Source organism: Sediminicola sp. YIK13 (genome assembly GCF_001430825.1).
Taxonomy (GTDB): domain Bacteria; phylum Bacteroidota; class Bacteroidia; order Flavobacteriales; family Flavobacteriaceae; genus Sediminicola.
Window position 1 is genome coordinate 3314177 of sequence record NZ_CP010535.1, and the last position, 14495, is coordinate 3328671.

The following is a 14495-nucleotide window of genomic DNA, read 5'->3' on the forward strand; positions in this document are numbered from 1 at the left end:
CAACATTTATGGTGACCCATTTAAAGGGGAAATTAGTTGAGAAAAATCCTACCCATGTAGTCATTGAGTGCTCAGGGGTAGGATATTTTGTTAATATTTCCTTACATACATTTTCCAAAATTGGCGATTCGGAAAGCATCATGCTTTTCACCCATTTACAGGTGAAGGAAGATTCGCATACCTTATTTGGATTTGCCGAAAAATCTGAACGTGAAATATTTAGACTTTTATTGTCTGTTTCGGGGATAGGATCCAGTACGGCACGGACCATGTTATCCTCCTTGTCACCCGGTCAAGTTAGGGACGCAATTGCTCTTGGTGATGTCCCCACAATACAGGGAATAAAAGGGATCGGGGCAAAAACTGCCCAAAGGGTAATCTTGGATTTGAAGGATAAAATTCTCAAAATTTATGATATAGATGAAGTTTCGGCTACTTCAAACAATACAAACAAAGATGAAGCGTTATCAGCATTAGAGGTTCTTGGATTTGTCCGTAAACAAGCAGAAAAAGTGGTGGATAAAGTTTTGGGTCAAGATCCCTCACTAAGCGTCGAGAATATAATAAAACTGGCGCTTAAAAATTTGTAAAAAGTTTGAAAACAGGGGCAAAATCATTTCTTTCATCTTTTCTATTTAAGCTTTCACTAATCGGTGTCATTTTTATGACGACCCTACAAACTACTTCAGCCCAAGAAACGGAAGAGCAAGAAGTAGATTCCACAAAAACAGGAGTGGCCCTCGGGAGACTTTTGATGAAGGACCCCAATAGCATAGTAGCAAAGTATACCTATGATCCCAAATTGGATCGTTATATCTACACGGAAAGTGTCGGGAAATACGATATCAGCTACCCGATCATTCTAACTCCGGAGCAGTACCAGGACCTGGTGAAAAAGGAGGATATGAAATCGTATTTTAAAGAAAAGAGGGATGCCTATTCCGGAAAGAAAGCTGGAAGTGAGGAGGCTCGCAAAAACTTACTCCCCAACTTTTACGTCAACAATAATTTTTTTGAATCAATTTTTGGGGGCAATACTATTGAGGTGATCCCACAGGGATCTGTCGCCATGGACTTGGGTGTTATTTGGCAAAAGAATGACAATCCTGCACTTTCCCCCCGAAATCGTACCAACCTGTCCTTTGATTTTGATCAACGCATAAGTTTGAGCATGTTGGGTAAAATTGGAGAGCGACTGCAGGTTACCGCCAATTATGATACCGAGGCCACATTTGATTTTCAAAATCTGGTAAAGCTGGATTATACGCCCACAGAGGATGATATTATCCAATCCATTGAAGTTGGAAACGTAAATATGCCATTGAATAGCTCCTTGATAACGGGGGCTCAAAGTTTATTTGGGGTAAAAACGAAGTTGCAATTCGGAAAGACCAGTGTAACTGCTGTTTTTTCGGAACAGCGCTCACAAAGTAATACCGTAGTAGCTCAAGGTGGGGGAACATTGAACGATTATTCCCTATCCTCGCTCGACTATGATGAGGACAAGCATTTTTTTATATCCCAGTATTTCAGGGACAACTACGATAGGGCCTTAGAAAATTACCCATTTATCAGAAGCCAGGTACAGATTACCAGGCTCGAAGTATGGGTGACCAACAGAAGTCAGCAGACTTTAAATGTAAGAAATGTTGTGGCCTTACAGGATCTTGGGGAGGCGGTGCCTTCCAAAACTAGAATCGGTAGGCTCAACGGTAACCCGCCAGGTTTTTTTAATTCCTCTTCCGCTGGAGATTTACCGAGGAACAATGCGAATGATTACGATCCGGCCTTAATAGGCAATGGGGGTGCGTTAACTTCTCAGGTGAGGGATATAGCCACTGTAGATAATGGATTTAATATACCGGGATATGATGTCAACCAAGGGTTTGATTATGCCATCTTGGAGAATGCCCGGAAATTGGAAAATGGAAGGGACTACCAGTTCAGTACACAATTGGGATATGTTTCTTTGAATCAACGTTTGAGCAATGATGAGGTTTTGGCCGTTGCCTATCAATATACCTTCAATGGGGAGGTGTATCAAGTAGGTGAATTTGCCAATGGGGGTATAGATGCCACCACTGTTTCTTCAGGGGCACAAAGTCCGGCAATAAACAATAACACCTTAGTGCTGAAGCTCTTAAAGAGTAATATTACCAATGTCATAGATCCTATATGGGACTTAATGATGAAAAACATCTATTCCACAGGTGCTTTTCAATTGAGTCAGGACGATTTCAAATTGAACATTTTATATTCAGATCCTACCCCAAGAAATTACATTACCCCAGTAGATAATTCACCTGGGGCTGGTTGGCCCAATACACCTAAGCCATTGGAAGAACGCATTCTTTTGGATGTTTTTAACCTGGACCGATTGAACGCATACAACGATGTCCAAAGCGGAGGGGATGGTTTTTTTGATTTTGTACCCGGGATTACCGTGGATACCCAATCGGGAAGAATTATTTTCACCAAGGTAGAACCCTTTGGCGAATATTTGTTTGAAACGTTGGGAGGCGGTACCTATGACGTAAATGATGGTCAGGGATACAATGTGAACCAACAGAAATATGTCTTTAGGAACATGTATGCCATCACTAAGGCGGCAGCACTCCAGGACGCAGATAAGAACAAGTTTATTCTTAAAGGTCAGTATAAATCGGAGGGCAGTAATGGTATTCCTATCGGAGCCTTTAACGTACCCCAGGGGTCGGTTAGAGTAACTGCGGGAGGTCGCCAATTGCAGGAAGGGATAGATTACACCGTAAACTACCAAGCGGGAACAGTGCAGATCTTAGATCCAAGCTTGGAGGCTTCCAATACCCCTATTAATATTTCCGTGGAGAACAACGCGGTATTCGGCCAACAGAGCAGAAGGTTTACAGGAGTAAATGTGGAGCACCAATTCAATAAGAACTTTCTATTGGGTGCCACGTTGTTGAACCTTAATGAACGTCCCTTGACCCAAAAATCGAACTATGGGGTGGAGCCGGTAAACAATAGTATTTTTGGCGTTAACGGAAATTTTTCTACCGAAGTGCCATTCCTTACAAGATTGGCCAATAAATTACCCAATATAGATACCGATGTGCCTTCTAACGTATCGGTAAGAGGGGAGATAGCTTGGCTACAGCCCGGATCGCCTAAAAATGCAGATTTTGAAGGAGAAACAACAACGTACGTAGATGATTTTGAGGGGGCACAATCCCTTATAGATATTCGTTCTTCCCTAGGTTGGTCTCTGGCCAGTACCCCGGTGGAATTTGCAGATGGAAAGAGCGGATTGGAAACAGGATACCAAAGGGCAAAAATGGCATGGTATACAATCGATCCCATTTTTTACACCAATCAAAGACCTTCAGGAATTACAGATTCCGATGTATCTACCAATCCGACAAGGAGGGTATTTATTGATGAGGTTTTTCCGCAAGTAGATATTGCCCAAGGACAAACAACGATTCAGAGCACATTGGATGTTTCTTATTACCCAAATGCAAAAGGGCCATACAACGACAATCCAAATTTTGCTGGAGAACAGCCAAATTCTAAATGGGGAGGAATCATGCGTTCCTTGAGCAGTACCAATTTTGAGCAGTCCAATGTGGAGTTCGTCCAGTTTTGGGTGTTGGATCCATATGTGGACGGGAGCACCACCTCCAGTGGGGAATTGGTCTTCAACTTTGGAAACATTTCTGAGGATATACTAAAAGACGGGAGAAAACAATATGAGAATGGTTTGCCGGGCGTAAATAGCAACGATTTGGTAACCCCTACTGTTTGGGGAGAAGTACCTGCAACCCAATCTTTGGTATATGCTTTTGATACCAATGAAACCAATAGGGGATTACAGGATTTAGGTTTTGATGGTCTGGATGATGCTGCAGAAGGATCAATCTATACCAACAACCCCGCAAATGACCCTGCCCTGGATAACTACCAATATTACCTGAATAGGGATGGGGACATTTTAAATAGATATTTGGATTTTAACAATCCGCAAGGAAACTCTCCCGTGCAGGTCACCAATACCAACAGGGGTTCCACCACCTTGCCCGATGTGGAGGATATAGATAGGGACCTTACCATGAATACGGTCAATAGTTATTATGAATATCGTATCGCCATTAAGCCAAATACCACTATTAACGACAAATACGTAACCGATATAAAAGAAGGGGTCACCCCTCAATTGCCCAATGGTACAACATTGAACCGTCGTTGGATACAATACAAAATTCCACTTAGTGATTTTACTGATGCTGTTGGAGGTATTAGTGATTTTAGGTCCATTAGCTTTATGCGTATGTACCTCACTAATTTCTCCGATAATGTGGTCCTTCGTTTCGCGACCTTGGATCTGGTTCGTGGGGATTGGCGTACCTACACAAATTCCTTGCAGCCAGAGGTAGATAACAACCCTGCTGATGACGGTACCTTTGTGGATGTGAATACGGTGAATATTGAAGAAAACAATGGAAGAACGCCTATACCATATGTTCTTCCTCCTGGAGTCATCAGGGAGCAATTGAACAATAACAATACTATAATTCGCCAAAACGAACAATCCCTTTCCTTTGTGGTAGAGAATTTGGAATCTGAAGATTCAAGGGGAGTATTCAAAAATGTGAATATAGATATAAGACAGTATGAGCGTTTAAAGATGTTCATGCATGCCGAGAAAATTGTGGATAGTGATTATACCAATGACGAAACCCCTTTGGTGGGATTCCTTAGAATGGGGACAGATTTTAGTCAAAACTTTTATCAAATAGAACTTCCGTTGCAATTTACCCCTTTCGGGTCTTCCTTGGATACTGACATTTGGCCAGAGGTGAATGAGATCGACATCGCTTTGAGTGACCTCTCCAGGGTGAAGTCTTTGGGTATATCCAACCAATCCTTGAGTACGGTCAATTACTATGAAATTGTGGATGGGGAAGTGGTAGCGGTCGATGAATTTGCACCGAGAACAGCAGGAAGGGCTCGTATTGGAATACGGGGTAACCCATCCTTGGGGAGTTTAAGGAGTGTTATGGTGGGGGTTAAAAACATTGATAATTTGCCTGCTAGAGGTGAGGTCTGGTTCAATGAATTGCGACTTGCCGGTCTGGATAATAATGGGGGATGGGCCGCCGTGGCTGCCGTGGATGCCAATATTGCAGATTTTGCTAACTTCTCGGCTACGGGAAGCAGGAGCACCTCAGGCTTTGGGGGCATAGATCAAATGCCGAACGAGAGATCAAGGGAGGACGCTATTTCCTATGACGTGGTGACCAATGTGAACGTAGGGCAATTGCTGCCAAAAAAATGGGGAATTCAACTGCCGTTCAATTATGGAATATCGGAACAACTAATAACTCCAGAATTTGATCCGGTATATGATGATTTGAAATTGGAGGACAGAGTCGCTACTGCCGGCACCCAGGCCGAAGCCGACGCTATTAAGGAGCAGGCAGAAGATTATACAAAAAGAACGAGTATCAACCTTATTGGGGTTCGGAAAAATAGAGGAGAGGAAGCCGATGCAAATTTTTATGATGTTGAAAACTTCACCTTTAATTACTCCTATAATGAAACAGACCATAGGGATTTTGAAATTGCGGAGTTAAGAGATCAGAACGTGGTAACGGGAATGGTCTACAGCCATAACTTTAAGCCGGCCTCTGTGGCTCCTTTCGCAAAGCAGGATTCTTTGTTCAACGGGAGGTATTTAAAGTGGTTGAAAGATCTAAACTTTAACTTATTGCCAACGAGTATTGCCATCAATTCCAATATCAACAGATCTTTTAACCAACAACGTTTTAGGGATGTATTGGAACCAGGTGTAGAATCTTTGGATCTTCCGGTATTGCAGCAGCGTAACTATCTTTTTAACTGGCAATATGCGCTTAACTATAGTCTGAGCAAATCGCTGCGATTGAACTTAACGGCTTCCAACAATAACATTGTCCGTAATTATTTTGAAGAGGCAGGTAATGAGGATTCGGGAATAGATCCGGCCCTAGGTTTGTGGGATGGTTTTTGGGATGTTGGGGAGCCCAACAGGCATGCACAGCAGATGCAATTGAACTATGAGGTACCTTTTAACAAGATTCCAGCGTTGGATTTTATCAATGCCCAATACAGTTATACCAGTAATTTTGATTGGCAAAGGGGCGGAGATGCACTTAATGAAATAGCACGATTGGAACCGGGGCAGGAAAACGTGTCCATCAATACCATCCAAAACGCCAATACGCATACGATTACCGCCTCTTTGGGGATGCAAAAATTATACGATTATTTGGGGCTGAAGAAAAGAAGTACCAAAGATGTGGTAAGTGTCAATTCCACAAGGAGGGATAAAGCTGGCAACCTTTCCAAAAAAGCCGAGGCAGAACAAAAAGCACAAAAGAAAACCAGTGGCCTATTCAATACTGCCGTGGATATCCTAACCATGGTAAAAAGGGTCAATTTTAATTACAGTGAGAATAATGGGAAGGTACTTCCTGGATATACCAGGTCCATTGGGTTTATAGGTACAGCCAAGCCAACTATTGGTTTTGTTTTTGGGAGTCAGGCCGATGTGCGTTTTGAGGCTGCCAGGAATGGATGGCTGACCACTTTTACAGAGTTCAACCAACAATTTATAGAACGTACCAACAAGCAGTTGAACATCACCGCAACGGCACAGCCCATAAAAGATCTTACCATAGATTTGGTGGCTGATAGACAATATTCAGAAAGCTATCAGGAAAATTTCAAGGTCAACGAGTTGGGAGACGGTACTTTTGAGTATGAAAATTTACTGGGGAACAACTTTGGGAACTTTAGTATCTCTACAGTCATGATAGGTACGTCTTTTGGAAAAAGTGATGAATTTACCTCTGAAAGCTTTGAAGAGTTTAAAAATAACAGAATCACTATTGCCAATAGATTGGTGTCCGATAGGGGACAGGGAACAGGTCAAGTGGATGCCGATGGTTATCCGGAACGATATGGGAAGAACCAACAAGAAGTATTGTTGCCGGCTTTTTTTGCGGCCTACACGGGACAAGATGTAAATAGGGTGAACTTGGATGCCTTTAGGGATATTCCAATTCCTAACTGGAATATAAAGTATACCGGCTTAATGCAGAACAAATGGTTTAAGAAGAAGTTTAAGCGCTTCTCCCTGAGTCATGGATATAGGGCTGCTTATAGTATCAATTCTTTTCAGACCAATTTGGAGAAACAAAACTCTCCTATAGATCCTGAGAACGGGGATTTTCTGCCGGACAATATTATCAATAATGTGGTATTGACAGATCAGTTCAATCCTTTAATGAGGGTCGATTTTGAAATGAAAAATTCTATGAGCGTGGTCGCGGAAGTACGAACAGATAGGGCGTTGTCCCTGAGTTTTGATAACGACCTGCTCACGGAAATCAATGGAAAGGAGTATACTGTTGGCTTGGGATACAGATTTAAGGATGTGAAGTTGGTGACCAATATAGGGGGTGAGAAACAGCGGTTCAAAGGTGATCTCAATTTAAAGGCAGACGCCACCTTAAGGGATAACGTAACCATTATAAGAAATTTGGATATTACCAACAATCAAATTACCTCTGGTCAAAACCTGCTCTCGGTTAAATTCACGGCAGATTATGCGTTGAGCAAAACCTTGAATGCGCTTTTCTTTTATGATTACTCTTTTTCGCAGTTTGCAGTTTCTACAGCATTTCCACAATCAACAATAAACACAGGGTTTACCATAAGATATAATTTTGGTAACTAGGAAGTTTAGAGCCCACTTTTGTGCCCAGGATTGGTCTTAGTTGTGATTTTTTAATAATGGACCACTTTTTTTGAATAGATTACCAAAATCCCATACATTTGCGGGGCTAACATTTAATTAAAAGACATGAGCGTACCATCCGAATTAAAGTATACCAAAGACCACGAGTGGATTAAGATTGAAGGGGATATTGCAACTGTGGGAATCACAGATTTTGCCCAAGGGGAATTGGGAGATATTGTTTACGTAGAGGTAGAGACCTTGGATGAAACTTTGGATAAGGAAGAAATATTTGGAACGGTAGAGGCTGTTAAAACAGTTTCCGATCTTTTTCTGCCTTTGAGTGGAGAGATTATTGAGTTCAATTCAATGTTGGAAGATGAGCCGGAAAAAGTGAACACCGATCCTTACGGAGAGGGATGGATGATAAAAGTAAAAATAAGTGACCTATCGGAGGTTGAAGGTTTACTTAGTGATGCCGATTACAAAGAATTGATCGGTGCTTAAGAAAAGCATCTTTACAATTGCATTTATAAGCTGGATGGTGTTCATAACACTGCTCAGCTTATTTTCGTTTTCAGAAGGCGACTTACCAGAATTTGAACTACCTTTTGTGGATAAGCTGGTTCATTTTATCTTTTATTTTATGGCGGCGCTATTGGGGGCTTTGTTCATTAGGGAAAGAACAAAGGGTAAAAATGATATGATGAAATCAATTCTAACAATTGTTATCGCTGTTGTGCTTTATGGTATAATTATTGAGGTATTACAAAGCGAGTTAACTGTTGATAGAGAGGGAGATGTATTTGATGTAATGGCCAATACCATAGGGGCTTTAGTAGGGGCTCTGGCAATAAAACTCGTATTTTCTGGGAAAAGGCAGTTAAAATGGAAAAATTAATTGTTTTTTTACTAAATTAATAATTAAATTAGCAAACCTTAAAACTAACTATATGGAACCAAAAAAGAATCCAAAAGCAGATTTGACAAAAAACAGCGGCATGTACTTTGTTATAGGCTTAGCTGTTGTAATGTTGATTATATGGCGTGCTTTGGAATGGAAGACTTACGATGAACAAACTACTTATGACGTTTCTATGAACGTAGAAGATATGTTGGATGAAGAAGTTCCAATGACAGAGCAAATAAAAACTCCGCCGCCACCGCCACCACCAGCAGCACCGGAGATTATTACGGTTGTTGAAGATGAGGTTGAGGTTGAGGAGACAGTAATAAAATCTACTGAAACTTCCCAAGAAGAGGAAATCATTGAAGTGGATGATATCGCAGTAGAGGATGTAGAAGAAGATATCGATGTGCCTTTCGCGGTTATTGAAGATGTTCCTGTTTTTCCAGGTTGTGAAAACGAGAAGGATAAAAGAGCATGTTTCAATGATATGATGCAACAACACATCCGTAAAAACTTCCGTTACCCTGAAATTGCCCAAGAAATGGGGGTTCAAGGTAGAGTTAGTGTAATGTTCGTGATCCAAAAAGATGGTAGTATCGGAAACGTTAGAATGCGTGGACCTGACCAAAACCTGGAAAAAGAAGCAGAAAGAATTATCAGTAAATTACCAAGAATGACTCCTGGTAAACAAAGGGGTAGAGCTGTAAGGGTTCCATTTAGTATTCCAATTACCTTTAAGCTACAGTAATATAATAATAAGGACAACCCTAATTAGAAGGGATTGTTTTAGAAGTGATAAAAAACCCTGGCCTTGGCCAGGGTTTTTCTTTTTGGTACACTTCTTGTGTTTTAACATAATTATAACGTTAAATCTATTCTTATGAAAGAAAACAAATCAAAGACTGGTGGTGCCCACGGCAATGGGTACCCCAGAGAAGTCGCCAATGGTGCAAACCCAAAAGGGAAAAAGCACGATGCAAATTTACAAAAAACTGGCTTTCTCAGATTTCAATTGGGATTAATTATTGCTCTTCTTCTTGCCTATTTTGGATTGGAAGCTTCCTTTAGGGCTTTGGACGAAACAGTAGCCACGGTCGATTTAATGGTACCCGAATTGTTGGAATACCATCCAGACTTGGATAGGATCCAGGTGGAGAAGGAGCTAAAAGTCACGGAAGAAACCCAGAAAGTAGTAAATCCTACCGAATTTAAGGAAGTAGATAATGATGCCGTGATTGAGGAAGGGAAAGAGTTTATTCAAGTCCCTTCGAAAGATTCACATAACCCTGAATTAAATCCTGATGATATTTTTGTGGAGAAGAAGCCCGATGAGATCGAGGAAATTCCATTCATTCTTTTGGAGGATGTCCCAATTTTTCCTGGTTGTGAAAAAGTAAAAGATAAAAGGGAATGTTTCAACGAAATGATGCAGCAACATATTCTCAATAATTTAAAATACCCTGAATTTGCGGTAGAAAATAATATTCAAGGAAGGGTCAATGTTGTTTTTAAAATTAATGAGTTTGGGGAAGTGACCAATATTAGGATGAGAGGACCCTCAGCAGTGCTAGAGGATGAAGCAAAAAGATTGATGGGTATACTCCCAAAAATGACACCCGGTAAACAAAGAGGAAGGGCTGTACGGGTTCCTTTTAGTATCCCTATCTATTTTAAATTAAAATAGTAAAAGTGCTTAGTTGTGATATCAACAATACGGAGGTAAATTGATCAATTTACTTCCGTATTTTAGTTCAATAGGTTTGGCTACTTATTTGCCAAGCTCTTATAGAATGTTTCACGGATTATTTCAGGCTTAATGAAGCCGCCGCCGTGAACCGCATCGTATTTTGAGGTAATTCCAATGTTGTTCTTTACCTCATCCAAAGTTTTTCCTTGCTTGATTTCCTCGGTTATTGTTGCTTTTATATCTTCTAACATTAAAACGTAAGTCTCCAATTCTTTTTTATTGGATGGTCTACCGTGGCCAGGGATTATTTTGGTGCTTTCATCAATCAATAACAAAGCTTTTTTATGTGCTTTGATGTAGCCCTCCGCGGATCCTCCGCTTTTGAGATCAATAAATGGATAACGCATGGCAAAATAGGTGTCGCCCATATGTAATACATTATCTTTTAGAAAATAGATCATCGCATCCCCATCGGTATGTGCGTTATGTACATGGAACGCCATAATGGTCTCATCACCGTCAAAAAGGGTAAGATCTTCAGAAAAGGTCATCTCCGGTAACAAGGGGTTGTTCTTAATTTCTGCCTTAGCCTGGTCTTTTAGACGCTTTCGAACATTATCGTGCGCGATGATAGTAGTTGATTCTGAATTAAAATTAGAATTCCCTCCGGTATGATCTCCATGCATATGGGTGTTGAATAAATAGGCGAGAGGTTTGTTGGTTATCCCAGCTATCGTTTGTTTTAACGAGTTGCTCATATAATCGTATTGGTCATCGATCATGTAGGCCTTATTTTCTCCAATAAAGAGTCCAACATTGCCTCCTTTTCCGGTCAGCATATAAATATTGTTGGAAAGGGTGTCAACTGTGACTGTTGCTTCTTTTTCCTGGGCACTAAGAAATGTGGTAAAAAAGGCTAAAAACAGAGGATAGCGTATAATTATTTTCTTCACAATAGATGGTTTTAAAGAAGTAGACGGTATTATGTGTTCAAAATAACATAAATACCTGTATTAGGTTGGAAAAAAATCATTTGGGTCTTATCTTTGCACTCCTTTTAAAAATTCTAGATGAAGACTGCGGTTCAAACAGCAAAAAGCACCTTATGGTCTTTGATATTTGCTGATTTTAAAGAGATTACCAAAGCTAGGCTGGCGGTAAGCGTGGTTTTTTCATCTATCGCCGGATACTTTCTTGGTGCGGTAGAGATTAGTTATCTGTCACTTTTTTTATTGTCTTTTGGTGGGTATTGCATGGTAGGTGCATCAAACGCTTTCAACCAGATTATTGAAAAGGATTTGGACGCTTTGATGAACCGTACCAAGAACAGACCTATTCCATCCGGAAGAATGTCGGTTACAACCGCTATGGTCATTGCAGTGGTTTTAACCATTGTTGGCTTGGTGCCTTTGTATATTTTGAATCCGAAGACAGCTATGTTCGGCGCCATATCCATCTTTTTATATACCAGTGTTTATACACCATTAAAGACCAAGACCCCCCTCTCTGTTTTTGTAGGGGCTTTTCCCGGCGCCATACCTTTTATGTTGGGATGGGTTGCCGCAACCAATGAGTTTGGAATAGAGCCCGGAACGCTATTTATGATACAGTTCTTTTGGCAGTTCCCACATTTTTGGGCCTTGGGATGGATGCTGGATGAGGATTATAAAAAAGGAGGTTTTAAAATGTTGCCCACGGGTAAAAAAGACAAGGGCACCGCGCTTCAGATCATCATGTATACTATTTGGATGATGGTGATTTCTATTATTCCCGTTTTCGGAATAACGGGAAGACTTCAATTGTCCATTGTAGCAGCAATCCTTATTTTTGCAATGGGATTGGGCATGTTGTTTTTCGCGATGCGACTTTATGAAAGAAAGGATAACAAATCTGCCAAAAATCTTATGTTGGCAAGTGTCACTTATATTACATTGATGCAAGTGGTTTATGTAGTGGATAAATTTATTTAACAGTTTATGGATTTAACAACAGGTACTCCTAAGGAGAAGAACGATAGGGCAAAAAAAATGATGCTCTGGTTCGGGATAGTAAGTTTAATTATGGGATTTGCTGGCTGGACCAGTGCCTATATTGTGAGTAGTACCCGGGAAGACTGGCTTACCGATCTGCAATTGCCATCCTCGTTTTTATATAGTACTTTGGTATTGGTACTGAGCAGCATAACCTATATGATGGCGAAATCTGCCGTAAAGGCCGATAATTCCAAGATGTGTACCAGGTGGCTGTTGCTTACCTTGGTATTGGGAGTGAGTTTTATCTTATTGCAGTTCAATGGGTTTTCCCAAATGATTGCTCAAGGATATTATTTTACCGGGCCAACGAGCAGCATTACCATGTCGTACATCTTTTTGATTGCGGTTGTGCATATCCTGCACGTGGTTGCTGGGTTAATTTCCCTTTTAGTGGTATTGTACAGACAGATAAAAGGAAAATACTCCTCCAAGGAATATCTAGGATTGGAATTGGGGGCCACCTTTTGGCACTTTTTGGACCTTTTATGGGTCTATCTAATTTTGTTCTTTTATTTCTATTAAAACTAAATAAAGATAAATCTTGGGGAATAGTGTCTTAAATGGGGCCTACTTCCCAAAATACTTGAAATTTTTCCCATATTTTAAAAGGCAAAAATTTTGTGTAGACGAAAAAAATGTAAATTTGTGAAAATTTTATTAATACGATAATTCAAATATGGATACTACGGTAACAACGGGTACAGAAGAAAACGTTTGGGGAGGCGGTAACCAACCTTTAGGAGCAAGTTATGGTAAAATGATGATGTGGTTCTTCATTGTATCTGATGCTTTGACCTTTTCCGGCTTTTTGGCGGCTTACGGATTTTCCAGATTCAAGTTTATAGAAACATGGCCTATTGCCGATGAGGTATTTACCCACGTTCCTTTCTTTCACGGGAATTTCCCAATGTACTATGTGGCTTTTATGACCTTTATCCTGATCATGTCATCCGTAACCATGGTATTGGCCGTGGATGCTGGGCATAAAATGAAAAAGAACAGCGTTATCTGGTACATGTTCCTTACTATTATCGGAGGTGCAATCTTCGTTGGTTCCCAAGCATGGGAATGGGCCACCTTTATCAAAGGGGATTATGGCGCTATTGAAACCAAAGGGGGGCGTATTCTGCAATTCGTGAAGGCCGATAGTGGTGAACGTGCTGCTTTGAGTGACTTTACAAACCAATTGCCAGAAGAGCGAGTAGCTCACGAAAGCAAAAGCGGACTTTGGTTTGTTGGTGAAGGGACGTTGCCTACCTATTCCGTAAATGAAGTGGTAGAAGGTTTCAAGGCCAATTCCAATATCGTCATTCGTACAGAAATGTTGAACGAAGAAGGAGAGAAGACAGTTCTTAGTAGGGATGAATCCTTAAAATCTTTAAATAATGCCAAGTACGTCGTGGAAGGAGCTAATCTGATCCATAATGAATATGGGAGTCGTTTATTTGCCGATTTCTTTTTCTTTATCACAGGTTTTCACGGATTCCACGTATTTTCTGGGGTGATGATCAACCTGATAATATTTTTCAACGTTATCTTGGGTACCTACGAACGCAGGGGACACTATGAGATGGTAGAAAAAGTTGGACTTTACTGGCACTTTGTGGATTTGGTTTGGGTATTCGTATTCACCTTCTTTTATTTGGTTTAATCATTATAAAAATATAACCTGCAAAGCTCTACTAGAGTCTAGGAGGTCCATATAAAACATTAAAAATGGCACACGCACACAAATTAGAAATATTTAGAGGTCTTTTAAAATTTAAGTCGAACACGCAAAAAATCTGGGGGGTATTGATATTTTTAACCCTGGTCACAGCAGTAGAGGTTGCCTTGGGTATAGCCAAGCCCGAAGCATTGACCAAATCCTATGTTTTGGGGATGAAATCGCTTAACTGGATATTCATCATATTGACCTTGGTAAAGGCATACTATATTGCATGGGACTTTATGCACTTGAGGGATGAGAAAAGCTCTTTGAGAAGAACTATAGTTTGGACTCCGATTTTCCTGGTGGCTTATCTGATATTTATCTTGTTGTTCGAGGCAGATTATATCTTTCAAGTATACAAGGAAGGTTTTATAAAATGGAATTTCTAACGTATA

At 40.5% G+C, this 14495-nt stretch carries 11 protein-coding genes; 10 read left to right on the forward strand and 1 reads right to left on the reverse strand.

The genetic code is table 11. From position 1 onward, the window contains the following. Window positions 1–8: 8 nt before the first annotated feature. The 6 genes from ruvA (at window position 9) to SB49_RS14750 (ending at window position 10353) form a co-directional block, all read left to right on the forward strand. On the forward strand, window positions 9–590 hold the full coding sequence (gene ruvA / locus SB49_RS14725; protein ID WP_062058120.1) for a Holliday junction branch migration protein RuvA: 582 nt from the start codon (window positions 9–11) through the stop codon (window positions 588–590). 5 nt (window positions 591–595) lie between these two features. Then, window positions 596–7759: a T9SS outer membrane translocon Sov/SprA gene (gene sprA, locus SB49_RS14730; protein WP_062058123.1), complete on the forward strand. Its 7164-nt coding sequence runs from the start codon at window positions 596–598 to the stop codon at window positions 7757–7759. A gap of 126 nt (window positions 7760–7885) precedes the next feature. Next, the gene (gene gcvH / locus SB49_RS14735; protein WP_062058126.1) at window positions 7886–8266 is read left to right on the forward strand and encodes a glycine cleavage system protein GcvH; all 381 of its coding nucleotides are present in this window, start codon (window positions 7886–7888) and stop codon (window positions 8264–8266) included. Then, a complete protein-coding gene (locus SB49_RS14740) occupies window positions 8259–8660 on the forward strand; it encodes a VanZ family protein (protein WP_145758404.1) in 402 nt (133 codons plus the stop codon). The genes gcvH and SB49_RS14740 overlap by 8 nt, the downstream gene beginning before the upstream one ends. A 52-nt stretch (window positions 8661–8712) precedes the next feature. Beyond that, the gene (locus SB49_RS14745) at window positions 8713–9417 is read left to right on the forward strand and encodes an energy transducer TonB (RefSeq protein WP_062058132.1); all 705 of its coding nucleotides are present in this window, start codon (window positions 8713–8715) and stop codon (window positions 9415–9417) included. A gap of 132 nt (window positions 9418–9549) precedes the next feature. Beyond that, a complete protein-coding gene (locus tag SB49_RS14750; protein ID WP_062058135.1) occupies window positions 9550–10353 on the forward strand; it encodes an energy transducer TonB in 804 nt (267 codons plus the stop codon). An 80-nt stretch (window positions 10354–10433) separates the two neighbouring features. Here the strand turns inward: SB49_RS14750 and SB49_RS14755 are convergent, their stop codons facing one another. Beyond that, entirely contained in the window at window positions 10434–11309 is an 876-nt protein-coding gene (locus tag SB49_RS14755; RefSeq protein WP_235537786.1) for an MBL fold metallo-hydrolase, read from the reverse strand. Between the two features lie 117 nt (window positions 11310–11426). Here SB49_RS14755 and cyoE point away from each other — a divergent pair, with 117 nt between their 5' ends. The 4 genes from cyoE (at window position 11427) to SB49_RS14775 (ending at window position 14489) form a co-directional block, all read left to right on the forward strand. After that, entirely contained in the window at window positions 11427–12326 is a 900-nt protein-coding gene (gene cyoE, locus SB49_RS14760) for a heme o synthase (protein ID WP_062058138.1), read from the forward strand. 6 nt (window positions 12327–12332) lie between these two features. Next, the gene (locus tag SB49_RS14765; RefSeq protein ID WP_062058140.1) at window positions 12333–12911 is read left to right on the forward strand and encodes a cytochrome c oxidase subunit 3; all 579 of its coding nucleotides are present in this window, start codon (window positions 12333–12335) and stop codon (window positions 12909–12911) included. 154 nt (window positions 12912–13065) lie between these two features. Then, window positions 13066–14040, forward strand: coding sequence for a cytochrome c oxidase subunit 3 (locus SB49_RS14770; RefSeq protein WP_062058143.1), 975 nt, complete (start codon window positions 13066–13068; stop codon window positions 14038–14040). A 65-nt stretch (window positions 14041–14105) separates the two neighbouring features. Next, entirely contained in the window at window positions 14106–14489 is a 384-nt protein-coding gene (locus SB49_RS14775) for a cytochrome C oxidase subunit IV family protein (protein ID WP_062058146.1), read from the forward strand. The last annotated feature ends 6 nt before the right edge of the window (window positions 14490–14495 follow it).

Coding starts and splice junctions, on each gene's coding strand:
- cyoE (WP_062058138.1), top strand. CDS start 11,427: ATGAAGACTGCGGTTCAAACAGCAAAAAGCACCTTATGGTCTTTGATA.
- gcvH (WP_062058126.1), top strand. CDS start 7,886: ATGAGCGTACCATCCGAATTAAAGTATACCAAAGACCACGAGTGGATT.
- SB49_RS14745 (WP_062058132.1), top strand. CDS start 8,713: ATGGAACCAAAAAAGAATCCAAAAGCAGATTTGACAAAAAACAGCGGC.
- SB49_RS14770 (WP_062058143.1), top strand. CDS start 13,066: ATGGATACTACGGTAACAACGGGTACAGAAGAAAACGTTTGGGGAGGC.
- ruvA (WP_062058120.1), top strand. CDS start 9: ATGGTGACCCATTTAAAGGGGAAATTAGTTGAGAAAAATCCTACCCAT.
- SB49_RS14765 (WP_062058140.1), top strand. CDS start 12,333: ATGGATTTAACAACAGGTACTCCTAAGGAGAAGAACGATAGGGCAAAA.
- SB49_RS14750 (WP_062058135.1), top strand. CDS start 9,550: ATGAAAGAAAACAAATCAAAGACTGGTGGTGCCCACGGCAATGGGTAC.
- SB49_RS14775 (WP_062058146.1), top strand. CDS start 14,106: ATGGCACACGCACACAAATTAGAAATATTTAGAGGTCTTTTAAAATTT.